We start from the raw sequence: 24,043 nt of genomic DNA, 5'->3' as shown, positions 1-24,043 counted from the left end.
GGCGGCGTGCGGCTCTACAGTCGCTTCATTGCACTTGCCGCCACATTGCTCGCCTCGGCCATTGGCATATCGCTGATTTTCGGCGTCGGGATTGGCGACATGCCGATCCCCGCTCTGCTCGACGTATGCCGCTATTCCCAACCAGATGGGTTGGACAAGTGTCGACCTGAACCTGATCCACGAAACGATTATTTGGGATTATCGCCTGAGCCGGGCTTAGTCGCCGTCTTCTGCGGGCAGGCTCGGCCTCTCGGGCGCGATCCTGCAGTCGTTGCTGCCTAATCCTCGGAGTTCTATGTCCTCGACATCTCCGCCGGTGCCTCGACCGGGACCGTCGCCGTGATCATCCTCGGACTCGGTGCCGGGTCGATCTCACTTTCTGCGGGCGCATTCGTCGGTGCACAAAAAGGCGCCCTCTTTTCAGAAGGCGCCTTTTGCGAAACTGCTAGATGGATCAGGCTAAAAAATCGCTGTCGAACATTTTGGTCTGGCCCGCGATCTTGATCTGGAAATCGGCGTAGCCGTCGCCGTTCACATCGCCCGAGACAATGCCGCCGCTGAAGCGCAGCTCGCCTGCCTCGCCCGAAAAGCCTTTCGATCCGATGAAATCGAAGGACTGATTGCCGCCGAAGGTCGTGTCCGCATCGATCGGCCGCAGGTCGATATAATCGTCTTGCGAACGGCTGAAGTCCTGGATGATGTCGCGGCTGCTGTTTGCCTTCGAATCGGAAATCGATGTGAAGACGAACGTATCGGCGCCCGATCCGCCATAGAGATGGTCGTTGCCGGAACCACCATAGAGCTTGTCGTTGCCGCTGCCGCCATAGAGGTCGTCGTTACCGGCGCCGCCGTAGAGCGTGTCGTTGCCGCCCTTGCCGTCAACAAGGTCGTTACCGGCATCGCCCCAGAGCTTGTTGGCAGCGGATGATCCATAGATCTTGTCGCTGGCGCCGGTGCCGATGGCATTTTCGATGCTGACAAGGGTTTCCTTGTAACTGGTTCCGAGCGTCTGCGCCGTGCCCTTGCCGAGATCGAGGGAGACACCGAGACCTTCAAGATCATCATCCTCGTCCTGCGTCTCATAGCTGATCGTATCGGTCCCCGAGCCACCGTTGAAATAGTTGCGATAGCCGACCGAGAAGAAGGCGTCATTGCCCGTCTCGCCGTAATAGTCGCTGTGATAGGTGGAGACTTCGAGAGCGTCGTTACCGCTGCCGGCATAGACGACATCATATAGCTTGCTTGAAGTGGAAAACCCTGTCGCGATGTAACTGTCGTTGCCGGAGCCGAGGTCGATCTCGTTGCCGCCCTCGAAGGAATTGCGGACCAGATCGTTGTCGGCTCCTGCGTAAACCGTATTGAAGCCGCCGTATTTGCCGACCAGATTGAGATAGATCCTGTCGTTGCCGCCGTAGGCGTATACCGTTAGATCGGAATCGTAGTCGTCTTGATAGACGGTATTGGCGTAATCGTTGCCGTAGAATGTGGGCATGTGTTTCCTCCGGTCCGCTTATGGCGCCAGATCCGCCGCGGATTTCTGCTATATGGTAGTGGATGAAAAAGCCTCAAGGTCTCAGCTGCTCGTGTCGGGCAACGATGCAGCGGGACTTCGGCGTAGCAGCGCTCGACACATAGGCGTGTCAATCACCTTGTATCATGAGGTGCCACCGGAAACTGCGCGCAGCGTAAAGCCGCTAGCTTCGGCGAAATGGAGATGGTAGCCGCGTCCAGCCGACACCTGCGACCTGACGAGGTTTAAGCCTGTGCAGGATCCGGTAGCGGCCCGTCGCGGCGAGTTCCGCCAGCATCTCAGCCTCTTCCATGGGTTGGCTCTTGACGCGTCTGCCCCGCGAGGGGGAGTAGACCAGATCCTCTTGGCCGTTCGCCGGGTCGATGAACATATCGAATTGGGCTGGCTTGTCCGTCGGATGCTGCTGCGTCATCCTTACAGAATTACCATGCACTGGCACCTATATGTAGCTCGAGAGACCTGTACAACACCGAAACGGCGCCCAATCCCCGTTTTTCGATTGACAGCCTCTTCTGCTATCGCTCGAACCGCTCGAGCATCTTTCGCAGTTGCGCGTTCTGCAATCGAAGCTTTCCGACCAATTGGCCCCTGAGCAACCTGATCTCGTCGTCGAGGCTCAGCGTATCGTCTGACGGGATGCTGACGTCAGGTAGGACTTGAGTCGTGTCAACCAGCTCCGGTTTCCTGCCTCGACCCAACTGCTTTCGCGGTTTGCTCTCTACCCGCAGCTGCAAATTCGCTGCGTCCGGAGATGGGATGACGACGGTACCCGGGAGATTGAATGGCGCAGTATCACCAACGACTTTGTCAGCAACGACAGTCCCTGCCCCATCATCCGCCCTGCTTACAGCGCTTTCCACCGGCGCAGGCTTTTCCAAATCAGGATCGGATACAGCCGACGGTGATAGCTCAACATCTCCGAGTGCGCTTGAGTTAGCCAGGTTCTCCTCCGCTACGGTCTCCACGGGACCGGAAAGAGCCAGGACATTCGGCTTCACATCGGCAACCTCAGCGTCCTGCTTCGGCTCACGGCGGCGCAACACGAGTCGGCTTAAAAACTTCCAGGGAGATGCCATGGGATAGGCCTCGCATCAGTTATCGATCTATGCGGGTTAGGTCCGGCGACGGTCTGACCGCCGCCAACTTGGCTATCTCAAATAAGAGATCTGATGCGTTTCCGGTTGGGTCGGCCAGATCAGCCGAGATTGAGCTTTTTGCGCAAATCAGCATTTTCGGCACGCAACTTTTCAGCCAGCATCTTGCGGAGCTTTTGGTTCTCCGCCTCTAGCTGCAGAAGATCAGCCATTTCGTCGCCTGCAGCGGTCGCCGCGTGTGCTGCCGCCCAGCGGTTGTCCAACACTCCATCGCCGGGGTCCCTGGATGCTTTCTGGTCAGCTTCAGCGCCGACTTGGAGCGAAGCATGTTTCTTTGCATAGAAAAACTTTCGTCGCTTGGTCTGTGCGCTTCAGTCGAACCTCACCGTTTGACGGCCAACGGCATTCACGGCCTCAAGGGAAACAAGGAGGCGACTGACCTTCGGTCCCGCCGGTTCGCTTAGCCGTTCAGACATGGGCGTTTCGCCCGTCTGGCGATAGGTATGCAGTGGCACTGCTTGTGGTCCTCAATACCGGTTACCCAGCGAGCATGTCGGTAGTGTTTTTTAATTATTTCCGAAATGCTCTCCTACCCCTTCCGAGACAACGACCTTCGCTGATCGCCGTCGCAACTGAAGCCTTGTCCAGCAGTATAAACGTAGTTACAGTCCATATGTTGCCGAGAGCTGATCCCTCTCGCTTTGGCAAACCAGACGAGGGTGCGACCATATTGCGGGCTGAACCATCGTACGGACTGGAACAGTGCCCTCAACATGCTCCCCGCATGACGCTTCTGTTTCGAGTGGGAAGGCTGATACTAATCAGCCTTCCCAAGTCCTCAATTCTTGAAAAACTGCCTCGCGCTTGAGCCTGCTTCACACTGATGATGTAGGCAGTCCTTTCCCTGATCCGAAAGCCAAACCGAGCCCACTGGTTCGGAAGGTTTGTCCTCGCAACAGCCCACCTTTTTGCACTTGCAAAAGCCTAACCTGTAGACACGATGCGTCGCGCTGACCGCATGCGTCTGACCGCTCGCTTGCATAGTACTGTTAATTTACAAGATCTTGGTTCTACGAACCACCTAGCGAGTATTCCAAATGAATGGGAAGCGGAGCATCACAACAGCAATTGAGAATTAAGCCAACTCGAAAACGCCGGTCGCTTTCCAAGCCCGACAAGGAATGATGCGTCCGTCAAGACGATAGCGTAGGTGTCTCGATTCAACTGCGGGGGTCACAGCGCAGACGTGTATTGAACGCCCAGACTCGAATTTTGACAGTCATCAAACGTCATACAACTAAATAAGTGGATAAGTTTAAATGACACTGAATAGCCCCGAGTTTTGTAGACGCCTTCTTTCCTAATTTTGAGGCAAGAAGATCACCATGAGCAAATCGAATTTCAGCGAAGAGTTCAAGCGCGACGCGGTGCGTCAGATCACGGAACGGGGCTATCCGGTTGCGGAGGTTTCGCAGCGGCTCGGTGTAAGCCCGCACTCACTTTATGAGTGGAAGAAGAAGTTCTCCTTGGCGTCTGGGAACCAGGGTAACGACCAGTCCGAAGAGATCAGGCAGCAAAAAAAAGAACTGGCGCGGGTCACGGAGGAGCGCGACATTTTAAAAAAAGCGACCGCGTATTTCGCCATGGATGCACCCCTCTCGACGATGTAAACATCGTATGCCGGGCAATGAGTGAAGTACGCGTTCGTTGCCCAGCATCAACAGCGGTTCTCGGTGCGAATGATGTGTCGCCTGTTCCGCATCCATCCCAGCGGGTTTTATGCCTGGCTTCGGATGCCCTTGAGCAAGCGTGCCTGTGAGGACAAGCGGCAGATTGATCTGCTCCAGACGGCTTGGGAAGAGAGCAGCAGGGTCTACGGGTATCGCAAACTTCATGACGACCTGCTCGATCACGGCGAGACATGCTGCCCCAACCGGGTTGCGCGTCTGACGCGGATTGCCGGGATAAAGGCTCAGATCGGCTACAAGCGCCGTCCCGGAGTTTATGGCGGCAGGCCTTCCATTGTCATCGACAACACTCTGGACCGTCAATTCGGCGTTGCTGCTCCGGACAAGGCGTGGGTCACGGACATCACCTACATCCGGACCAACGAAGGCTTCGCCTATCTCGCGGTGGTGATCGATCTCTATTCCCGCCGTGTTATCGGCTGGTCGATGCAGAGCCGTCAGACAACGGATGTCGTGCTGCAGGCGTTGCTGATGGCTGTCTGGAGGCGAAAGCCAGAGGAAAAGGTTCTAGTGCATTCGGATCAGGGATCGCAATTCACCAGTATGGACTGGGCAGCGTTCCTGAAGCACCACAATCTGGTTCATTCGATGAGCCCGACGGGGCAACCGCCATGACAATGCCGTCGCTGAGAGCTTCTTCAATCTGTTGAAGCGGGAGCGGATACGCCGAAAGGTCTATCGCTCAAGAGACGAAGCCAGGCAGGACGTGTTCGACTACATTGAGATGTTCTACAACCCGAAGCGGAAACATGTCAGAAACGGGATGCTGTCGCCCGTAGAGTTCGAAAAGCAGCAGAAAACTTAACCCGAGGGTGTCTCGGAAACTCGGGGCTATTCAAAGCCCGTGTTGCTCGCGAACCGATTAGCCGTTGCCCGCCGGATTTCTTGGATCGTCGTGGCGGGTCCGTGATCAAAGCCTTGGGGAAAAAGTTGTGTGTATGTTGACCAAACGCACCCAGCGCCCCTGGGTTCAGAACTTTGCCGTCTAGCTCCACTTGTATTGCTTCGTGCTCGGCGGCAGCCCCTTCCCGGCGTGCCGTTCCTTACGGCCAAGAGGCGGCTGCTCTCCAGGAACCAATCAGTGGCAGTCTCTGTTGCGCTCGACCGCCGTACCGCATGGCGAGCCGCTCTCCTGGTCAACGCCGGATGAATAAGTCCCGCCTTGATGTGATGCGAACTGCCTACCTGCGGTCGAAGTTGGAACAACTCTGAATAAAGAGATAGCGGCCTCCCGTCAGGGACGCCCAATGAAACCCCTGAGGCTCGCTCAGCACAATGCAACACGACCGGATCGCAAGCCGCGGTCCGGTCGTGTCGGTTCGAGATGTCACTCTGTGGCTGGCTCGAACGCTGAATGCGCAACTTCATCAGAACCAAGGCCAGCAATCGCACGCGCAACGCCACACCCGTAAAGAGGGTCTGCCATCGTGCAATTTGCAATATGGCGGTCTATGATTGCCTTGTCAGCGCCCTTTATCGCTCGCGCGGTGTTCTCGACCAGAACCGCGCGCTGGTTTTCATTCATCATGCGGAACAAGTTGCCCGGCTGGCTGAAATAGTCCTCGTCGTCGCGGTGATCCCATCTGGCGGCCGCGCCGCCGGTCCTTAACGGCGGCTCTGAGAAATCTGGTTGATCGTGCAGTGCGCCAAAACTGTTAGGCGCGTAATGCGTGCTGCGTCCCCCATTTCCATCTACGCGCATGGCACCGTCGCGGTGAAAGGAGTGAACAGGGCATTTCGGAGCATTAACTGGTATCTGCGCGTGGTTGACGCCAAGACGGTAGCGTTGAGTGTCACCGTAGGAGAAGAGACGACCCTGCAGCATCTTATCAGGCGAGAAACCGATCCCGGGGACAACATTTGCTGGGGAAAATGCCGCCTGCTCGACGTCTTGAAAGTAATTTTCTGGATTCCGGTTCAGCTCGAAAACGCCTACCTCCGTGAGGGGAAATTCTCCCTTCGGCCAAACCTTTGTCAGGTCGAATGGGTTAAACCCACAACCATCTGCCTCATCCTCCGTCATCGTCTGGATGAACATCTTCCACCGGGGGAAATTCCCGGACTCGATGTTTTCGAAAAGATCCCTTTGATGATTTTCCCGGTCATTGCCGATGATTAAGGCAGCTTCGTCATTGGAGAGATTCTCAATGCCTTGCTGCGTACGAAGATGAAATTTTACCCACGTCCGCTCGTTCTGCGCGTTTATGAAGCTAAATGTGTGACTTCCAAAACCATGCATGTGGCGCCAGGATTTGGGGATTCCGCGTTCACTCATGATGATCGTGACCTGATGCAAGGCCTCGGGTAATAAGGTCCAGTAGTCCCAGTTGTTATTAACGCTCCTCATGCCAGTACGTGGGTCTCGCTTAACCGCGTGGTTGAGGTCTGGAAACTTGAGAGGATCACGGATGAAGAAGACCGGGGTGTTGTTGCCAACAAGGTCCCAGTTGCCTTCTTCGGTGTAGAACTTCATTGCAAAACCTCGGATATCGCGCTCCGCATCCGCTGCACCGCGTTCGCCCGCCACGCTTGAGAAACGCACGAACATTTCGGTTTGCTTGCCGACCTGCGAGAAAATTTTGGCCCGCGTGTAGCGAGTGATATCCTGCGTGACGGTGAACGTGCCGAAAGCACCGGCTCCTTTAGCGTGCATGCGGCGCTCAGGAATTACCTCTCTATCAAAGTGCGCAAGTTTCTCCAGAAACCAGACGTCTTGTAAGAGTGCAGGGCCACGACGGCCGGCAGTCATCGTGTTGTTGTCGTCGGCGATGGGCGCGCCGAAAGCAGTTGTAAGTTTAGCCATACCTCATCTCCGTCATGACTGGCTGCCGTGAGCGTTCACGGTACTGAGCAGTGGCCCACACCTTATCTCCAAGCTCCAAGGGGTCAGCGTGCCGGGTTTACGACCCAAGCTGGGCCGCTGAGGGAGATCCGGACTACTCTTCCGAAAGAATCCGGACGGTGAGGAAAGCTATTAAATCCATGATCCTTGGCAGTACGTAAACACGCAGCTCCATGAGAGCCTTGGGAGAAATCTAATGAAAGCTCTAAACCTTTGTGCGGCCGGGTTGCTAGCGGGGCTTGCTGCTAGCGCGAACACAGGCATGCCCAGTGATGCTATCGCTGCGGACGCTCAAACTATCGTTGAGGCACTGAAGACTGTTGCCGGAAACCCAGAAGGTGTGCGTGCGACATTTGCAAAGGGTCAGTGCGTGCACGGAACATACACCCCCGAGCCAAATGCCGGGCGCGTGACAGCGTCCAAAAGCTTCACTCAGTCCTGGCCTGTGATCGGACGGTTCTCGGTTAGTGGTGGCAACCCTAAGGTAGCAGATTCATCGAGGACGGCGTTGAGAGGCTTGTCGATCAAGATCCTTTCAGGGAACGACGAGAGTCACGTGCTTTTCGAAAACGCGCCCGTCCATTTCGCCAAAACGCTCGATCAGATGCTGGGTTTCCTCCAAGCACGCGCTCCAGCTGCCGATGGCAAACCGGATCCAGCACGAATTGCCGCTTTCGCGCGCGATAACCCTGAAACGGCGCGACAGGCTGCGTTCATCAAAGACGAGCTCTTGCCGGCGAGCTATGCTGGTATCGTTTACTGGGGTGTTCATGTTTTCACGGGTATCAACGAAAACGGGAACAAGGTCCCGTTCAAGTTCAAGGTACAGCCCCGTGCTGGTGAACTTACAATCTCCGACGCCGAAGCTGCAAACAAACCGGCCTCATTCTTGGTTTCAGAGCTAGCAGATCGCATCAAGGAAGGGCCAGCAACTTTCGATATTATCGCTATCTTGGCCGAACCGAATGACCGTCACGATGACGTTACGGTTCGGTGGACTAACGAGGATACCCATTCGATGGTAACGATAGGAAATGTCAGCATTACAGGCTTGGAGCCGAACGACACCTGCGACCAAACTATTTTTGATCCCGGGCGTTTGGCGGTCGGCATAAATCCTCCGGCTGATGAGATATTTTCAGCGCGCACGACCGCTTACGCGATTTCTCTAGGACTGCGCTCAAAATAGCTCACTTCTCGACTGTAGGGGACCGGCAACTAGCCGGTCTCTTGCTTCGTATCAGGTTTCATCAGATGGTGAGTGTTGCAGCCATCGAGCAGAATCAATTCCGACCTCACCATCTCCGTCCGCTCGAGGGTCGCGTAGGTGCGAGCGGAAGTCCTAACATCCGCCCCTTTTGCTCAAGCCCTCGACAAGCGCGGTCAGCGAGTATCAGTCCCTTTCGTCGGAAGGTTAACGCAGCTTCAACTCCGCCCGGTTCTGGCGCCCTAGAAAACCGGTCACAATTACCTTTGTGTCACCGACTATACCTCTCCATCTACGCCCTTCTGCCGCGCCGCAAAAACCTGCATCGTGGATCTTTCCCTTACGGGTAGGGTAATCACGGTGGGTGGACTGAGGAACCGCGCGTTCCGCGACAACTGAGACGCTACCGATGCATAGGGTAACAGCGGCACTGATTCCGACAAAATAAATACGTACTCGAATTCGGATAGAAACAGCGAGCGACGACCTTAGTTCACCTGGGCGAGCCATTCTGCGAGCATCCGCCGTCCAGCGTCGCGTAAAGTAGGACCGTATCGATTAGCATCATGCCGGATTGTACGGGGATCAATGCCCGCGTCTGCCAACTCGAAGGCGTGCCCGATGAGCCATTCCTCCATCCCACAAGCATCCACTTCGGGATGGAACTGCACGGCAAGAACCGACGCTCCGACTGTGAAAGCCTGGTTAGTGCATTTCAACGTTGTCGCAAGGTTGGTCGCGTCGGGCGGGATTTCGAACGCATCTCCATGCCAATGGAGGACGGGAACACCGGCCAAATGACGTAGGGGGCTTTTTTGACCGTCCTGAGTAAGAGTGAGCGGCGCAAAGCCTATCTCTTTCTGTCCAACAGGAGCGACTTTTGCACCCAGTGCGGCCGCTATCTGTTGGGCGCCTAAACAAATTCCCACCGTCGGTCGGTTCGCACGCAAGCGGGCTGATATCAATCTCTGTTCCTCTAGGAGAAACGGGTAAAGAGCACTCTCGTACACTGCAACCGGGCCTCCCAGAATGAACAGGAGATCAGGCTCTACTGGGTCCAGAGCGGCCAGGTCGTGAATCCCTACGTCGTGGTAGTGCAATTTGTAGCCCGCCGGCTGCAACACAGCTTCGAACGCTCCTAGATTTTCGAAATATACATGTCGTATCGCAACGGCTGTCTTGAGCATTTCGTGATCTCTTCGGGAATGAGATCATAAATAATCATCAGTCGGCCTCCATTATGGAGAGCCGGATCTTCCAGACGGTATGGTCCGGGCAAACCGCAGTCTATGCCGGCCCACCAGACAAACCAGAACCGGCCGATTAATCGACGCAAGCAGCGTTGTAGTTCTTACCGGCCCTCGAACACTGGAGCTTCGTACTGTGGCGACGAAAGTTGATACAATCCTTGTGGGATCTGTGCGCCCGCTGGGAGAACGACAGGCGCGATCAGGGATCGCTAAGGCGCCCGTTGCTAATGCTGTAGAATTGACGGTGACTGGTCTTATGGGTGATGGACACGGTGATCCAAAATACCACGGCGGCCTGGAGAAAGCAGTTCATCATTATGCATATGAGCACTACCAGCTTTGGCGCGAGATCGTTGGCGACAGGCATATACTCGAACAACCGGGTGCGTTTGGTGAGAACTTATCGACTCAAGGGCTGACCGAATTTGACGTTGCAGTTGGCGATACATTCAGGATTGGCGGCGCTGTGATCCAAGTCAGTCAGGGGCGACAGCCATGTTGGAAGCTCAACCTAAGATTTGAGACTGACGATATGGCGCGGAAGGTTCAAGCCACAGGGATGACGGGCTGGTATTACCGAGTACTCCAACCCGGTACTCTGGAGCCTGGTGATGAATTGGATCTCATTGACCGGATTTCTCCTCAGTGGACCATCCGTCGGCTATGGAATGCATTCTACGTCGATCGTCTGAACATCGAAGAGCTTTCGCAAATCCAGGATATACCGCATTTGCCAGAAAATTGGCGATCATATGCTAGCAGGAGAATCGAGACGCGAGAGGTTGAGGACTGGACACGGCGACTGCAGGTCCATTGAAGAGCAATCAGTTTCGAAGAGCAATGCGGACGGGATTAAGATGGGTAAAGGGACCGTTCTGGCGCTCCAAGTTGTTCGAAACGAACGCGAGCCGATATTTCTTGCCCTTGCGCGAGCAATAATTGGAGAAATTGAACGTGGAAGGCTATCCTCGGGCGATCCACTACCGGGCACCCGATCTCTATCAAAGTCATTGGGATTGAACAGGAACACGGTAGATGCAGCCTATCAGGAACTCTTGACGCAAGGCTGGCTCGATGCGGCTCCATCTCGAGGAACCTTCGTCGCTCGAGCATTGCCAGATTTCGGCAAAGAAACGCGTCTGTTCCGGCCGGCTTCCCGTAAGGCGATCTATGGACAAGCAGTCCAGCCACCGGGCGTCAGGTTTTCAGACGGAATACCGGATACACGTCTTGCACCGACCGTTGCACTCGGACAGGCCTTTCGGCGTGCGATCGTTTCGCCTGCCTTCCTTTCCGAAAATGCGTACGGCGACCCGATGGGTACGCCATTTCTCAGAGAGGCTTTAGCGTTCTACCTCAAAGATGATCGTGGACTCAATGTGAGAGCGGATAGCGTATTCATAACGCGAGGTAGCCAGATGGCACTTTTCCTCGCCGCTAGTGCGATCGGAGAGCCTGGTATGAGTATCGCCGTAGAGTCGCCGGGATATCCGCTAGCATGGTCGGCGTTTCGTGCGGCGGGCGCAGGTATCAGGGGCATACCGATTGATGAAGGCGGGCTCGATGTCGATTACCTCGAGAAAGTAGCGGGCTCTCGGCCGGATCTCAAAGCTGTCTACGTCACTCCGCACCATCAGTACCCAACGACCGTTACAATGAGCTCAGCTCGCCGAAATCGGCTGAAGGAAATCGCTTGCCGTTATCGTCTGACGATAATTGAGGATGATTATGATCACGAATATCGGTTCGAGGGCCCGCCGGTCCTGCCGGTGGCGGCCCATGGAAATAACGAACCGTCGGTCATTTATCTGGGATCACTATCGAAGCTACTGGCTCCGGGAATCCGGCTTGGCTACGCGGTTGCTCCACACGCGACGCTTCGACGTATGGCGGACATTCGAGAAGCAATCGACCGGCAGGGCGATTTTCCTCTGGAGCAGGCGTTAGGTGATCTGATTGCAGATGGTACAATCCGCAGGCATGCCCGAAAAGCTCGTCACATCTATCAACATCGGCGTGACGTACTAGCGAGCTTACTGCGAGAGAACCTGGGCGTCGATGCTCATTTCGATCTTCCGGCCGGTGGTTTGGCGATTTGGCTTAGGCTTAGGCCCGGCTTGAGCGCCGAAACGTGGGCAGCAAATGCAGCTCGCATCGGCCTATCCGTATTACCTGGCATGAAGTTCGTGCTTGATGTTGCTCAGGCATCTGAAACGTTCCGGCTGGGCTATGCAGCTCTAGATGACCATGAACTTCACACCGCAGTGGCACTACTAGCGGCGTCAATACCGGATGAGACCATCTTGTAAAAATTGGGACAATTCGAAAAACGTGTTGCTTATTGTATAGGAGTCCTATATACAATTTCCATGGAAACGCCGAAGAACCCGCTCAGCATAGATTACCGTATCCGCGAAGGCCTTGGACGTATCGCAACAGCAATGCGGGTAGACGACTGGAATAGGGCCAAATTAATCGGCGTTAATCCGACCCAACTAAGCATTCTTACCTTTCTTGAGAGCAGAGGCGAAGATGGGGTCAGCGTGAAAGAGATCTCCAATCAGTTGGGAGTGACCCAACCGAGCGCGACTGAATCAATAAGTACGATGGAACGGAAAGGGCTTCTTCGGAAACAACCAGGACAGACTGATCGTCGCGGTGTCACTGTAGTAATAACCGACGCGGGTGCTGACGCACTCCTCGCCGCAGACAAGTTACCAACGATGACTGAACGGTCGATTGCGGGACTTGAGAAAGATGTTCAGGTCGAGCTACTAGTCGCCCTAGTGCGGATGATACGGCAACTGCAGCAGGCGGACAGTTTTCCGGTGCAGCGGATGTGCGTGACATGTAGATTTTTCGAACCTTTCGCCCATGCGGATGGTAGCTCGCCGCACCACTGTCATTTCGTGAATGCTTCATTCGGCCAGCATGATCTGCGCATCGACTGTCGCGAACACGAGCAAGCCGATCCCGCTTACCAGGCTGCCACCTGGAAAGCTTTTACACAGGGATAGTCCACCCTCCAGGCAACCGAAGAGGAAATAAAATATGTACCCGAAATATCTAACTGGCGCCTTTGTCGCCGGAACAGCACTGCTTTGCCTAAGCGCCGCCCAAGCCGATCCGATCATCGCTGACGCGAAAGATGGCGTGACTGCGTCTTTTGACATTGTCGAAACGGCAATTACGACAAAGGGCACCACCGCTGTCTTCTCGACCCGCGTCCGAGGTGAGGCTGGCAAAGACAAACCCGACGCGACTGGCAAGTTCGAAGGGTCGGAAGTCTACGCGTATGTCTGGCCAACAAGCCTCGACAGTAGTGAAATCGGGTTTGACAAGAAGCAAGGAATCGTAGCGCTCGCCGTCACGTTCCACCCAGACTTCGACGATGCCGCGAACGGTGCTAAGAACCGTCATATCTGGCATCCGCACTGGGTAGTGCTCACAAAAGACAAGGCATGTGGCGCCGGTCTTAAGGTGGTCGATATTCCAAAAGGGACAAAGCCGAAAGTGCCAAAGACCTGGCCGGGCGTCCCGCTTCTCATCGATAGCCCTGAGTATCCGACAACGTTTACCGGCGACAAAGTCGACGTCGAGATCCCTCTCGCTTTCATCAACGGCATTAAGGGTGCGTCTTTCGACGGCGTGACCGCTGGTCTGAAAGTCAACGGCAACCTGCATGCACCGCTTCTGTGCGTTACCGACGTCTTCAAGATTGCTTCTGGCGACCTTAGCCTGCCTGGCAAGGTTCAGTCCACGAAGTAATATCTGCAAGCGCCGGCTCGCCGACTGCCATCGACGAACCGGCTTCATTCCCCCCTCCAGGCTAACAGAGAGTAAGAACATGACCAGGATTACCCTTATTGACCCTTCCAATGCAACAACCGAAGTCGCAGCCCAGCTCGGCCAAATCAGGGACGCGTTCGGCGTTGTGCCGAATATGTTTAAGGCCGTCGCCAACTCGCCAGCGGCATTGAACAGCATGTGGAGTGCATTCGGCGCCCTTGGTAGCGGCCGGCTTGGTGCCAAGCTCGGCGAGCAGATCGCGGTCGCGGTCGCAGATCGCAACAACTGCAACTATTGCCTAGCCGCCCATACTGCGCTTGGCCGTAAAGCGGGCGCAACGAGTCAGGAAATGGCGGAGGCTCAGGCTGGGCGTTCTCAAGATGTTCGTACTGCAGCAGCCCTGGCTTTCGTGGTTAAAACTGTCGAAAAGCGGGCCGAACTGCACGATGAAGATTTCGACGCTCTCCGTACGGCTGGGTTCGATGATGAGGACATCGTTGAAATCATCGCGCACATCGCGCTGAACCTGTTCACCAACTACATCAACGTCGCTCTAGATGTCCCTGTCGATTTTCCAGGCGTGAAGCTCACTCGCTCTGCCGCCTGAGCATCAGGTCTAAAGGCGGGCCGCCGCCTCAGCGGCCCGCACCATTCGGAGAACGATCCAATGTCCCCATCCAATACCGAATGCGCGCCCGAACTCGTTGTCGACAGGTGGTTCAATACCCATAAACCAATCACACTTGCGTCACTGCTCGGGATGCCTGTTCTGCTCCATGGTTTCCAACTCTTGTGCCCGGGATGTGTTTCCGAGGCACTTCCGCAACTGAAGCGCATCCAAAAAGTCTTTGGCGGTACCGATCTACAGATAATCGGTCTTCACACCGTGTTTGAGCATCATGCTGCCATGCCCCCTGTAACGCTCGAAGCGTTTATCCACGAGTACGGAATAACGTTTCCGGTTGCTATCGACCACAATCAGTCAACACTGCCTGTGACCATGCAGCTCTACGGAATGCGCGGCACTCCGTCATCCGTGCTGATTGGCCGTGATGGTACAGTTCATCACCACGCTTTTGGGGTCGAGGACGATCTGACAGTCGGCGCGCGTATCGCCATGGCACTCGCAGCCCAGAAGGTCTCACTCGCGCCGAGTAAAATCGGTGCTGGAGATACTGCGTGTAATGATAGCCAGTGTGAAGTCGAGATAAAGCCACCCAGCGGCGCTTAATTCCGCGATCTCAGTAATTGAATTTGAGCATCCGTTGCCGAAGCCGGCAACGAGTTCTCTAGTCGTAACCCAGAAAGTCAATCCGAATGCCAAAGCCTCTTTCATTAAAGACAACTGCGGTCATCAAGAGCAGCGTTCCGGCACTTGCCGCGCATGGGCCCGCGATTACAAAAGCGATGTACGACCGGCTCTTTCTCGATGATCATATCCGAGCTTTGTTCAACCACTCCAATCAGGGGGAAGGCGGTTCCCAGGTCAACGCTCTTGCGACTGCGATCCTCGCCTATGCGAGAAATATCGAAAATCTTGAGCCATTATTGCCCGTGGTCGAGCGCATCGCGCAAAAGCATATTGGCTACAACATCCTTCCAGAGCATTACCCCTTTGTTGCAAGGGCATTGCTCGACGCGATTACTGACGTTTTGGGGGCGGCAGCAACTCCAGAACTTTTGGACGCGTGGGCAGAAGGATATTGGTTCCTTGCGGACTTGTTGAAGGAACGCGAAGCCGATATTCGCCGTGATCTCGAACAAAGCCCAGGCGGCTGGACAGGCTGGCGCCAGTTCATCATATCGGAGCGGATAAGAGAAAGCGAAGTGATCACGTCCTTCATTCTCCGTCCCTCGGATGGAAGTCCTGTCATTCGACATCATCCGGGGCAGTATCTTACTTTGCGTTTCGAACTGGAACATGGCACTGAGATAAAGCGTAATTATTCAATCTCCAGTGCACCGAATGATGAATACTATCGCATTTCTGTGAAACGCGAAGCAGCGGGTTCTGGCGGCTCACGCCACCTTCATGACATAGCGTTAGTCGGTGACACCATTTATCTTTCACCGCCTGCGGGTGACTTTTTCCTTAACTCGGATCAGGTACGACCGGTTATCCTCCTGTCGGCCGGCGTTGGTCTTACGCCAATGGTGAGTATGATCGAGTCGATCAATACCGATCTCCCTGCTCTGGAAGTTCATTACATTCATGCCGCGCTCAATAGTTCCACCCACGCAATGGATCGGCACGTTCGTTCGATCGCAAAATCTCACGGCCGCATCGCGGTTTCGACCTTCTACAGCGACCCCGGCGCTTTGGATGTCGCCGGGCAAAGCCACGACTATAACGGCTTCATCAACATCGACTGGTTGAGAAACCATACGCCTTTTGTTGACGCTGACTTCTATCTTTGCGGTCCAAAACCGTTCTTGCGGTCGTTGATCAACGGTTTGTGGGAAGCGGGAATTGAGCCTTGCCGAATTCACTTCGAGTTCTTTGGACCATCTGACGAGTTACTCGCAGCCTAGGCTTGGGCATCCGACGCCGACCGGACCAATGCAATATAGCTAATTCGATCTCTACGATTTGGTGGCGATCGATATGGAGACTGTCCAAATGTACTTCTCAAATGCGATAGTGGATGATGGGCCAGAACTGGTTCGTCTCATCAATTCGGCCTACCGCTTATCAGGGTCAAAGCCGGGCTGGACAGATGAAAGGCAGCTACTGTCGGGCCCCAGGATTAGTAGTGAGACCATCGGCGCCGAGTTCGTCGCCGGTCGCTTTCTCCTATGTAAAACTACGCATGATGGGCCGATTGCTGGCTGTGTACATATCGCGGTTCTGGAGAACCAAATCTGGTACATAGCCTTACTCGCTGTTGACCCAACAAACCAAGCCAAAGGTATTGGGGCCGATCTCTTAACTAACGTAGAACAACAAGCTATTGCCGCGTCCGCAGACTGTCTGCGAATAACTGTGATCAAGCAGCGACAGCAACTCATTGCATGGTATGAACGCCGCGGCTTCCGGCTAAACGGCAAGACGATTCCTTTCCCCTACGACGATTCCACTGTCGGCGTCCCTCTCCGTCCTGATTTGAGTTTGGTCGTTCTCGAGAAAAAGCTGGCGCCTTAACCAGTATGAAACGATGCGACGTCCTCCTCTTCGCAACCATTTTGTCTTACGGGGGAAGCGTAGGGGCAAGGTTACGGGCGGAGGTCGACCCTTCTTAGAAGTGGAAATGGCACCAACATGCGTCTGCGCAGACTGCGCGGAACAATGCACTGCAAATGGTTGCGAAGGCCGAGAACGCATCCCGGTTGTGCCATCTCCTTCGGGACTACTCGTCCGTAATTCAGGTAGGCGATCCTGGCAGAATTTTTCCTCTGCTCTCATGTGGCGACTGAACCGAGGCAAGCTCGTTGTGGTGACGCTCGCTAAATTAGCTCGCAGGGGACTACGGTGCTCATCAGCGTCTCGTAATGATGAACAGATGGGTCGCAAAATCTATCTCTGCTAGTAAATCTCTGCTCTGCTCACAAAAAAACAGTGGAGCGATATCGGAAGGGATTTCTGAAGTCGATGACACGACAGTACTTGCGATTTTCCGCGAACGCGCCAATTCAGCTAAACCCATTGTATCCTCCGTCCCGTTAACGAAAACGCCGATTGGTGCATGACCGATCATGTTTGTATTCCGTATCGACAATTGACTGACTCCACTTTATCGGGCGTCGATCGACGCGCACTCGATATTTGGCTTGTATGCCCCAGAGGCAATCGGGGAACGAACCGGTTGAAACCGACCTCATGGGCCGGACAGCGACCAGGCAGCAGAGACAACAATAGGCAGATCGCACCTGACCGCGTCGGTTCGGACATTCAGCTCCCCTAACAGCTGACGCAGCGTGCTAGCTCGTTGCAAGAGAGGCTGTTGAGAAACGGAAAATGGGCCGAGCGTAAACCATCTTGAAGTTCGCTCTGCCATAGTTGCGATAGGAGGCGGCGTCAGCCTGTTCGGAATTGGATGGATAAGACGTTTCAGCCGTAACGATGCTCAATCCAGAACGCTGTGCGTCCTCCACGCGCCTGTGAATAAGTGCCCTCTGAACGCCCTGTCGGCGATAGCTCGGCAACGTGGCGTCTATACCGCACCAAGCAGCCCCTCCTTTCACATACATTGCCGCGGCGCCCACACCCTCCCCCTCAACCGATGCGATATAAGCTAACCATCCTGGTCGCCCTACCAGTGCAGCGAACCATGGTGCAGTGGCTTCAGGGAGGCCAAATCCCGACTGTGTCAGGTTTCCGAATTCGTCCGCAGTCGCCGCGGTTGCCTTCACAATGTCCACGCGAACGTCTTCACCGAGATTCACTGATCCTGTATCAGGTTCAAGAGCGAACTTGGCCCAGCCATTGCCGGAGACTTCCCCTCCGCCGTTTGTGATTATACTTTGAAGACTAGGGTCGATCGGCAACCCAACTTGTAATGCGAAAGACGGAACCTCCTGCCCGATGTACCAGTTTACGAACATCGCAATCGTTCCTCCCGTGAGAGGGGATCCCGTCGCTGCGACCATAGCGCGATTGAGTTCGGTAATCGGGATCTTTCTACATGCCAGCAGACCAGAACCCTCATGTTCGGTCAACGCTAGCCCCAACGCCGACGCTACGTTCCTCCGCCTTCATTCACTGCGCATCCGATAGCAACGGCGAGGTTCATGCCGTCGGCGCGGCGTTGACAGGCAGCGCCGACAAAGCAGTCGTATTGCAAGAAATGCTCGATCACTGCGTCACGATGTTCATCACCGTACTTGAACCGCATAGCGTGTTGATGCGCGCTGAACTCGAGAAAGTATGTATTGGTCTGGTTGGAGCAGGAGAGGCGCTTGCAGGCACGGTCGTGCGAGGCAGGATGAGTGAAGCAGATGCAGTCGAAGTTTTTTACCCTTTGATCAAAGCCGCGATGCTGCGGCGCTTGGCCTGTTCGTGCGGAATTTCGTGGGACTCGGGATCAGCTTTCATCCGGACATCATCCCCGGCACGATCACCATCAAGCAGGCCGCGGCGCCGGTAACCTCCATGACGTTCCTGCTCGTCGGGGCAATTGTGCTCCTGCCGGTGATCCTTGCGTACACTGCATACGCGTACTGGGTTTTCCGCGGCAAAATCGACCCGGAAGGCTACCACTGATGGACGAGCACCTTCGCAAGACAGCTTGGTTCGTTGCCATGTGGTTGGCAGGCGTCGGCAGTGTTGCTGTTACCGCCCCCGCCCGTGTAATCCGCGGGTTCCTGAACTGACACGGAGGCTTGCCGCGGTCGCTTCTACGATCTATTCGAGCGGACCCGCAGTGTCAGGATCCTAATGAGATCATCTCAAAGGCTTTTCTGAATGCCATGTTTTCGGTGGGATGCGGCGATTGAAAGCTCGCCCTATCGTTCAAAGCAAAATATCCACTTCTTGTGGTGGGTGAATTTTCGCCTGCCCGACTAGAGGGCAGTCTGTACGAGGACACAGTTATCACTAAAGCTAAAGGTAGCACTCCGCTCATGGCGTCAGCCAAGCCAATGACTGAAAGCCCAAGGATGGGGATGCTCCTACGGATCCTGTCCGGCTTTCTGTTCGCGGGCATGTCGACCTGCGTCAAGGCAGTCTCTGCCGAGATACCAGTTGGCCAGATCGTGTTTTTCCGCTCTGCGTTTGCGCTTATACCGCTGGTTATTTTTCTGTGGGTGCGGGCAGAGTTCCCGCACGGGCTCGCGACACAACGTCCCCTTGGGCACCTGTTGCGCTCAGGCCTGGGTGCCGCAGCGATGTTTGCATCATTTGCCTCCATTGCCCGGCTTCCGCTCGCAGAGGCGACGCTTCTCACCTACCTGTCACCTGCGTTTACTAGCGTGGCTGGCGTTCTTCTCTTGTCAGAAAAGGTTACGGTATGGCGGATCGGTGGCGTCGTGCTCGGCTTGGCAGGGGTGCTTGTTCTTGTTTGGCCGGAGCTTGGTCACGTCGATATGGATGCCGGTCGTATGTGGGGATATATATGGGGCCTGCTGATGGGGATCCTGACGGCCTTTGCGTTGATTATGGTCCGTAGCCTAGCCGAACTGAAAGTCCCGGAGCGATCGCTTTCTACTTCGTCATTGTTTCGATGATCGGCGGTATTGCGACCGTGCCATTTGGTTGGGTCATGCCTGGAGGTTTTGCCTTTATCCTCCTCATATTGGCGGGCCTCTTCGGAGGCTTTGCGCACATTGCCATGACGCTTTCGTTCCGCCATGCCGAAGCATCACTGCTTGCACCGTTCGAGTATCTTGCGATCCTGTGGCCTATTCTGGCGGATCTGCTTTTGTTCAAAATACGAACCATCGACCACGACCCGTCGACTCGCTAAATGTTTGGAAAACGGCTCACTCACACCGGGAGATGTTGGTCATCACCGAGCCTCGCAGACTCGCAGCAAGGACCTCCGCTCGCTGACGCCGACCCCACTTGGTTTCGCTGGCTGACCCGCAATGATACGCATCCAAGGGGTGGTTAACCGAAAGGCACTACAGCTGAGATCGCCCGGTTGCTTAGTAATCAGCGCGGGAACGGAGAGGAAGGTGCGGCGGATACCGGTGGCGCGTATTTGCACACCTCTTTCAAAAGCGAGATTGTCTTCGCTTGTGCAGTTCTCGAAATATCCGCATAGCCTTCTCTATATTGAAGCTTCCCCATAACCGTACTAGCGAGGCCTGGGTTCATTCTCTCGGCGACTGCCAATGCAGCGGCGGCCTTGTTTCTGAATGGCAAGAGAGCGTCGACAACGTATTCATCGCCGAGTGCCTTGGCAATGCACGCGATATCGAACATGTCACGTGGTTGAAGAGAGATTCCCCGGTAGTGAACCTTCTTCGCGATGATCTCTCCCGGTGTCTCGAGGTCAACTTCGATCCCTCGCACCGTGACACGGGACGTAGGATCGTCGGTCAGGCTTGGAGCGCAGATGTAGTCGATTTCACCAATGCCCGCGAATACGATCTTGAGCGCATGCGTCCCGTCCCAAACATATTCATCTGGGTTCACCTGCAAGGTATAGCCCTGCGTTGTCGGATTCAAATATCGGAGGATTTGCGGATCGTCGATGAATATGTCGATATCGAAGCTGTCACGGTGACTGATCTGAAGCATAAGGGCGGTCCCGCCGCCGAAAGTCCAACTATCGATGAGTGTAAAGGAAGAGTTCGCCTGATTGATTATCGACACAGACTGGTCGAAGAGGCTTTCCCATTGGCTCATCAGGACAGCCCTCAGGCGGCTAGGGCGAGCGGGTATCCGGCTAGCTGCGAGAATTTCTTAGCAATCTCGGATGCGGCCCCGTGGTCAATTTCCATCTCATCCAAAAACTGGTGCTGGAGCTCGGCTTTCACTTCGGAATAGAATGAGAATGCGGAAGCATCGAAATTCTCTACGCTCGCGAGATCGGAAATCTTCGAAGCGAGTTGCACAGCCGAAAGGTTCGTCCCGTAGGGGGCGTTCACCGTCGACAGTACTTTAAAGGCAACGCTAGACATCGTCATAACCACCAGTTTTCAATAAGCTGTGTACCACATATCCCTAAAAAACGCAAGAAATATCGCAGATGCAGGCATTTAAAGGCAACTATACTGATGGGAAATGATGTCGCAACGAGCAAGCACTGGTCGCGAGGCAGCGACGCTGAAACGCCGCCGACCGTTTATAACATCCATGATCGCATTTAAATCCCGTAAGCCTGAGAATAATCGACAGCCGACGAGTAATCCAGCATGAAAGCTGCACCCGGATGCATCGAATGCGCCACGGCTCAACATATCCCTGCGTGCGGCGCGAGCTACCGTCTTGACGATCGTTCTTCCTCCATGTGCATTCGGACAATGTTCAAAGCCGCAAACGCTGTGCAAATCAAAGTATCCCTCAACGAGGTCGCGCCGGACGTATCGCGCCGTCACATTGCCCGCGATGTAGTTAACCCAAATCACTGAGGAGGCAAATTTGTCATGCCGGCTGCAGGCAAAAGACGGCGCTATCGTTAAAGAATGCTGTCCAGTCGTTCGTGGATCGCTGCATTGTCAAACATCGCATTCCTCAGAAAGGATACCAATCAGCTGCGGAAGGCATCCTGCCACGTGAGCGGGGCGGCTCTCTGTCAGGCGTAGGGTTGTGCCATAGGTGGAAGCCCCGATCATGCGCTCATTTTTGATTCGTCCAAGCACCATCGGACCCCATATCGCCTGCAATTGAACAGGTTCGCTACTCGCCCTCGTTTGCAGGACACCAAGATTTGAAATTACCGCATCATAGCGCATAGAGCCGATTAATCCGCAGGCATGATCCACAGTAGACAGAGGAGGTAGAGCTTTCTCGAGCTTATGCGCGGAGAGCGCGACCGCTTCCTTTGATCGCAGCGCCTGAAGCTCGCGACCAAAGCTCCTTGCTCTTTCCCAGAACGGCACACAGCTTTTCATCGGCAAGCGAACAAGCCCTACTGTGAGGAAGACGCCGATATCCGACGCATCTATTCCCGCAAAGTGGCGGACGCTGATTGGAGACAAAACAGCATAATCATCGCACTCGTGTCGCGCGGAGTTCACAGCGCTTAAAGCTGCTGCTAGTGCTCCCTGTACAGTTGCAAGCTCTCGTTTGCATCGAGCAACTACCCCTGCAGTAAAATTGGCAGTGCACTCGACTGAGCCGACTTTCGGAGTATCGCCCTCAAATGAGCGCCAAAGAGGCTCCCGACCAACTTCTTCCAGTACGAGTGGAGCAGCTTCAACATTAATTTCTTGAGGTGATGGATCTCGGGGCGCCTCGAGTTCCAGTAGTCGTTCGACTGATGGGCGCATCAGCACGGGTGGCAGCTCTGCGGAGTTCATGGCGGCTACAAGGTCGTCGAGAAACGCCACAGCGGAGAGACCGTCAGCAAGCGCATGATGAAACGTCAAAACAAGTGTCAGTTCACGTTGATTTAGCGGCTCACGAAGAGCTGTGATCCTTACCAACGGTGCTTGCGACGCGTCGAAGGGCGTTGCGAGCTCAGCCTCAACAATCTCATGCCAGGTCGAGCCTACATTCAAAGAATGCGCCCTCACCGTGATGTCTTTAGGGCTGTAAACGAAGTGGGGCCCTTCCTCTCTTTCATGCACTGAGTAACTCAGTTTGGCGTGACGCGCTTGAACTTTACGAAGGGCTATTGCTAGGTCATGCCGACTGATATTGCCAGAGAGCTTTCCGACGAGACAGAAGTGACGATGGTGTCGTTTAGAGTAAAGGTATAGCAAACGCTCCTGCCCGCCGAGAGAACGACCCCTCTCCGCGCTTGTGAAGCTTGCTTCGTTGGTATTAGAACCTGTCATGATGTTTGATCCTCCAGACAAGGAGGCGGGTAGCATGTGGGCTGATCGCAATGATTTCAATCGAACGCCTTTACGTTGCAAATTTCATGGATCAGCCGGCTCGCTAATTTTTGGGCTGGCAAGCTGTACATGGCACAGCGTATGAAGTCTGCGTCTCTCTCTTGTAACCCAAAATGAGCGATGCCGGCCATGTACGGAAAATTTAGCGACAGTGACGTCCTTGCCTCTGTGGGCATTCCTCATGCAGAGTGGCCCTAACTCCAAGAGTGTTTCCAGAAGTCCGCTCGCCGTTCTTTGTGGTTCGACCGCGTGGTCACCGACAGGGCTCCTGTATTGATGCCGTCGTTCGGCATCTCGACGATGACAGTCGCCGATGTTGGTCCTAATAGGCGACAATCCCGAGCGCATCAAAAAGGAAGCTGCCTTGGCAAAAACGTGCGGTTTCTGCCCTATTCCGGCGTCTAGTGGCAAAACCAACCAAATGCGGCTTGATCGAGGTGGAGATCGCCAGGCAAATGCGGCCATCTATCGTGTTGCGGTCGTTCGAATGCGTGCTGACGAGAGAACCAAAACATAAGCGGCGCGTCGAACCGCAGAAGGCAAGACCAAGCGAGAAATCGCTCGATGCATAAAGCGATATATCATCAGAGAGACATACCCATATCTCTGCGCGTCGTCCGCTTCACAGTTTTCTGGGTCTAGACAGATATAGTAGCTTCAATGCTTTCGCCGAAAGGATCAACGGTCTTCACAAGGCAGAGGTCATTTACAGGCGAGGACCATGGCGCAAATGCGAAGCTGTGGAGTTCGCCACACTCGATGGGTCGAGTGGTTCAATAACCGCAGTCTTCTGGAGCCCATGGGCAACATACCGCCAGCGGAAGCCCACGCGCAGTATTACGCCAGCCTGGACGCACCAGCCATGGCCGCATAACTTTATACGAAATGGCTTCCAAACCCGGTCCGGTCCAAACACCCAACTCGATACCTATGAAACTGGCAGTAGACCAGTCTGTTATCAAAGCCCCCGGAGCCGCAGTACCAGCTGACGTATGCTCTCAATCAGCCGGCCTTCAATCGCCGTCGCCAAGTGTATCAGCAGCATGTCCTGTCCTACAGCTAGCACCTCGCATCGTAGAAGCACCTCCAACGTCCCAACTCTTTTTACTTGAGTGGAAGTGCCCTGCGTGACTGCACA

General features: G+C 54.8%; 20 protein-coding genes and 5 pseudogenes. 16 read left to right on the top strand and 9 right to left on the bottom strand.

Annotated elements, in window-relative coordinates; genetic code table 11:
- Window positions 1-6: 6 nt before the first annotated feature.
- A pseudogene (locus G6K99_RS23365) lies at window positions 7-402 on the top strand (iron chelate uptake ABC transporter family permease subunit); the annotation flags it as partial.
- 52 nt (window positions 403-454) lie between these two features.
- Here G6K99_RS23365 and G6K99_RS22925 read toward each other — a convergent pair.
- From G6K99_RS22925 to G6K99_RS22915, 3 genes and pseudogenes are all read right to left on the bottom strand, one after another.
- On the bottom strand, window positions 455-1,492 hold the full coding sequence (locus G6K99_RS22925) for a calcium-binding protein (protein WP_174198073.1): 1,038 nt from the start codon (window positions 1,490-1,492) through the stop codon (window positions 455-457).
- A 554-nt stretch (window positions 1,493-2,046) separates the two neighbouring features.
- Window positions 2,047-2,607: a hypothetical protein gene (locus G6K99_RS22920; protein ID WP_174198072.1), complete on the bottom strand. Its 561-nt coding sequence runs from the start codon at window positions 2,605-2,607 to the stop codon at window positions 2,047-2,049.
- A gap of 119 nt (window positions 2,608-2,726) precedes the next feature.
- Window positions 2,727-2,864, bottom strand: a pseudogene (locus G6K99_RS22915) (transcriptional regulator); the annotation flags it as partial.
- A gap of 1,146 nt (window positions 2,865-4,010) precedes the next feature.
- Here G6K99_RS22915 and G6K99_RS22910 point away from each other — a divergent pair.
- A pseudogene (locus G6K99_RS22910) lies at window positions 4,011-5,178 on the top strand (IS3 family transposase).
- Window positions 5,179-5,700: 522 nt separating this feature from the next.
- On the opposite strand, the gene G6K99_RS22905 reads toward G6K99_RS22910, so the two are convergent.
- Window positions 5,701-7,176: a catalase gene (locus G6K99_RS22905; protein WP_113111955.1), complete on the bottom strand. Its 1,476-nt coding sequence runs from the start codon at window positions 7,174-7,176 to the stop codon at window positions 5,701-5,703.
- 235 nt (window positions 7,177-7,411) lie between these two features.
- Between G6K99_RS22905 and G6K99_RS22900 the strand changes: the two genes are divergently transcribed.
- Window positions 7,412-8,404, top strand: coding sequence for a catalase (locus G6K99_RS22900; RefSeq protein ID WP_244631601.1), 993 nt, complete (start codon window positions 7,412-7,414; stop codon window positions 8,402-8,404).
- Window positions 8,405-8,910: 506 nt separating this feature from the next.
- Here G6K99_RS22900 and G6K99_RS22895 read toward each other — a convergent pair.
- On the bottom strand, window positions 8,911-9,609 hold the full coding sequence (locus G6K99_RS22895; RefSeq protein WP_174198071.1) for a glutamine amidotransferase: 699 nt from the start codon (window positions 9,607-9,609) through the stop codon (window positions 8,911-8,913).
- A 196-nt stretch (window positions 9,610-9,805) separates the two neighbouring features.
- Here G6K99_RS22895 and G6K99_RS22890 point away from each other — a divergent pair, with 196 nt between their 5' ends.
- The 8 genes from G6K99_RS22890 (at window position 9,806) to G6K99_RS22855 (ending at window position 16,603) form a co-directional block, all read left to right on the top strand.
- Window positions 9,806-10,489, top strand: coding sequence for an MOSC domain-containing protein (locus tag G6K99_RS22890; RefSeq protein ID WP_174198070.1), 684 nt, complete (start codon window positions 9,806-9,808; stop codon window positions 10,487-10,489).
- Between the two features lie 40 nt (window positions 10,490-10,529).
- Entirely contained in the window at window positions 10,530-11,981 is a 1,452-nt protein-coding gene (locus G6K99_RS22885; protein ID WP_113111968.1) for a PLP-dependent aminotransferase family protein, read from the top strand.
- 60 nt (window positions 11,982-12,041) lie between these two features.
- Window positions 12,042-12,689: a MarR family winged helix-turn-helix transcriptional regulator gene (locus G6K99_RS22880; protein ID WP_113111958.1), complete on the top strand. Its 648-nt coding sequence runs from the start codon at window positions 12,042-12,044 to the stop codon at window positions 12,687-12,689.
- Window positions 12,690-12,723: 34 nt separating this feature from the next.
- Window positions 12,724-13,440, top strand: coding sequence for a hypothetical protein (locus tag G6K99_RS22875; protein ID WP_113111959.1), 717 nt, complete (start codon window positions 12,724-12,726; stop codon window positions 13,438-13,440).
- A gap of 79 nt (window positions 13,441-13,519) precedes the next feature.
- Complete coding sequence (locus G6K99_RS22870; RefSeq protein WP_113111960.1) at window positions 13,520-14,068, top strand: carboxymuconolactone decarboxylase family protein; 549 nt, start codon at window positions 13,520-13,522, stop codon at window positions 14,066-14,068.
- A 60-nt stretch (window positions 14,069-14,128) separates the two neighbouring features.
- Window positions 14,129-14,692: a peroxiredoxin gene (locus G6K99_RS22865; RefSeq protein ID WP_113111961.1), complete on the top strand. Its 564-nt coding sequence runs from the start codon at window positions 14,129-14,131 to the stop codon at window positions 14,690-14,692.
- 86 nt (window positions 14,693-14,778) lie between these two features.
- On the top strand, window positions 14,779-15,993 hold the full coding sequence (gene hmpA, locus G6K99_RS22860; RefSeq protein ID WP_174198069.1) for an NO-inducible flavohemoprotein: 1,215 nt from the start codon (window positions 14,779-14,781) through the stop codon (window positions 15,991-15,993).
- 88 nt (window positions 15,994-16,081) lie between these two features.
- Entirely contained in the window at window positions 16,082-16,603 is a 522-nt protein-coding gene (locus G6K99_RS22855) for an N-acetyltransferase (RefSeq protein ID WP_162728420.1), read from the top strand.
- Window positions 16,604-17,379: 776 nt separating this feature from the next.
- On the opposite strand, the gene G6K99_RS22850 is transcribed toward G6K99_RS22855, so the two are convergent.
- Window positions 17,380-18,003: a GNAT family N-acetyltransferase gene (locus G6K99_RS22850; protein WP_174198068.1), complete on the bottom strand. Its 624-nt coding sequence runs from the start codon at window positions 18,001-18,003 to the stop codon at window positions 17,380-17,382.
- Window positions 18,004-18,439: 436 nt separating this feature from the next.
- On the opposite strand from G6K99_RS22850, the pseudogene G6K99_RS22845 reads away from it, so the two are divergent.
- From G6K99_RS22845 to G6K99_RS23225, 3 genes and pseudogenes are all read left to right on the top strand, one after another.
- Window positions 18,440-18,661, top strand: a pseudogene (locus G6K99_RS22845) (cytochrome d ubiquinol oxidase subunit II); the annotation flags it as partial.
- Between the two features lie 359 nt (window positions 18,662-19,020).
- Entirely contained in the window at window positions 19,021-19,623 is a 603-nt protein-coding gene (locus tag G6K99_RS22840; protein ID WP_202048855.1) for a DMT family transporter, read from the top strand.
- Complete coding sequence (locus tag G6K99_RS23225; RefSeq protein ID WP_202048854.1) at window positions 19,620-19,862, top strand: hypothetical protein; 243 nt, start codon at window positions 19,620-19,622, stop codon at window positions 19,860-19,862. The genes G6K99_RS22840 and G6K99_RS23225 overlap by 4 nt, the downstream gene beginning before the upstream one ends.
- 188 nt (window positions 19,863-20,050) lie before the next feature.
- Here the strand turns inward: G6K99_RS23225 and G6K99_RS22835 are convergent, their stop codons facing one another.
- From G6K99_RS22835 to G6K99_RS22825, 3 genes are all read right to left on the bottom strand, one after another.
- Window positions 20,051-20,749 (bottom strand): nucleotidyl transferase AbiEii/AbiGii toxin family protein, encoded by a 699-nt coding sequence (locus tag G6K99_RS22835; RefSeq protein WP_174198067.1) that lies wholly within the window; start codon window positions 20,747-20,749, stop codon window positions 20,051-20,053.
- Between the two features lie 11 nt (window positions 20,750-20,760).
- Window positions 20,761-21,024 (bottom strand): hypothetical protein, encoded by a 264-nt coding sequence (locus G6K99_RS22830; protein ID WP_174198066.1) that lies wholly within the window; start codon window positions 21,022-21,024, stop codon window positions 20,761-20,763.
- Window positions 21,025-21,561: 537 nt separating this feature from the next.
- Window positions 21,562-22,845, bottom strand: a complete 1,284-nt coding sequence (locus G6K99_RS22825; protein WP_174198065.1) for a condensation domain-containing protein — start codon at window positions 22,843-22,845, stop codon at window positions 21,562-21,564.
- 373 nt (window positions 22,846-23,218) lie between these two features.
- Here G6K99_RS22825 and G6K99_RS23620 point away from each other — a divergent pair, with 373 nt between their 5' ends.
- Window positions 23,219-23,422 (top strand): transposase, encoded by a 204-nt coding sequence (locus G6K99_RS23620; RefSeq protein WP_174198064.1) that lies wholly within the window; start codon window positions 23,219-23,221, stop codon window positions 23,420-23,422.
- 142 nt (window positions 23,423-23,564) lie between these two features.
- Window positions 23,565-23,779 (top strand): annotated as a pseudogene (locus tag G6K99_RS22815) (IS3 family transposase); the annotation flags it as partial.
- Between the last annotated feature and the right edge of the window lie 264 nt (window positions 23,780-24,043).

Origin of the sequence: Neorhizobium sp. AL 9.2.2 (assembly GCF_013317225.1) — a bacterium.
In the GTDB taxonomy this organism is placed as follows: Bacteria; Pseudomonadota; Alphaproteobacteria; order Rhizobiales; family Rhizobiaceae; genus Neorhizobium; species Neorhizobium soli.
This window is presented reverse-complemented; position numbering and strand designations above follow the sequence as displayed.

Bases quoted from the DNA above. Each gene is read 5' to 3' on its own strand.
- G6K99_RS22925 (WP_174198073.1), bottom strand. From the start codon at position 1,492: ATGCCCACATTCTACGGCAACGATTACGCCAATACCGTCTATCAAGAC.
- G6K99_RS22865 (WP_113111961.1), top strand. From the start codon at position 14,129: ATGTCCCCATCCAATACCGAATGCGCGCCCGAACTCGTTGTCGACAGG.
- G6K99_RS22870 (WP_113111960.1), top strand. From the start codon at position 13,520: ATGACCAGGATTACCCTTATTGACCCTTCCAATGCAACAACCGAAGTC.
- G6K99_RS22895 (WP_174198071.1), bottom strand. From the start codon at position 9,609: ATGCTCAAGACAGCCGTTGCGATACGACATGTATATTTCGAAAATCTA.
- G6K99_RS22850 (WP_174198068.1), bottom strand. From the start codon at position 18,003: ATGTTCGTAAACTGGTACATCGGGCAGGAGGTTCCGTCTTTCGCATTA.
- G6K99_RS22825 (WP_174198065.1), bottom strand. From the start codon at position 22,845: ATGACAGGTTCTAATACCAACGAAGCAAGCTTCACAAGCGCGGAGAGG.
- G6K99_RS22875 (WP_113111959.1), top strand. From the start codon at position 12,724: ATGTACCCGAAATATCTAACTGGCGCCTTTGTCGCCGGAACAGCACTG.
- G6K99_RS23225 (WP_202048854.1), top strand. From the start codon at position 19,620: ATGATCGGCGGTATTGCGACCGTGCCATTTGGTTGGGTCATGCCTGGA.
- G6K99_RS22905 (WP_113111955.1), bottom strand. From the start codon at position 7,176: ATGGCTAAACTTACAACTGCTTTCGGCGCGCCCATCGCCGACGACAAC.
- G6K99_RS22885 (WP_113111968.1), top strand. From the start codon at position 10,530: ATGGGTAAAGGGACCGTTCTGGCGCTCCAAGTTGTTCGAAACGAACGC.
- G6K99_RS22855 (WP_162728420.1), top strand. From the start codon at position 16,082: ATGTACTTCTCAAATGCGATAGTGGATGATGGGCCAGAACTGGTTCGT.
- G6K99_RS22900 (WP_244631601.1), top strand. From the start codon at position 7,412: ATGAAAGCTCTAAACCTTTGTGCGGCCGGGTTGCTAGCGGGGCTTGCT.
- G6K99_RS22835 (WP_174198067.1), bottom strand. From the start codon at position 20,749: ATGAGCCAATGGGAAAGCCTCTTCGACCAGTCTGTGTCGATAATCAAT.
- G6K99_RS22840 (WP_202048855.1), top strand. From the start codon at position 19,021: ATGGCGTCAGCCAAGCCAATGACTGAAAGCCCAAGGATGGGGATGCTC.
- G6K99_RS23620 (WP_174198064.1), top strand. From the start codon at position 23,219: ATGTTGGTCCTAATAGGCGACAATCCCGAGCGCATCAAAAAGGAAGCT.
- G6K99_RS22830 (WP_174198066.1), bottom strand. From the start codon at position 21,024: ATGTCTAGCGTTGCCTTTAAAGTACTGTCGACGGTGAACGCCCCCTAC.
- G6K99_RS22880 (WP_113111958.1), top strand. From the start codon at position 12,042: ATGGAAACGCCGAAGAACCCGCTCAGCATAGATTACCGTATCCGCGAA.
- G6K99_RS22920 (WP_174198072.1), bottom strand. From the start codon at position 2,607: ATGGCATCTCCCTGGAAGTTTTTAAGCCGACTCGTGTTGCGCCGCCGT.
- hmpA (WP_174198069.1), top strand. From the start codon at position 14,779: ATGCCAAAGCCTCTTTCATTAAAGACAACTGCGGTCATCAAGAGCAGC.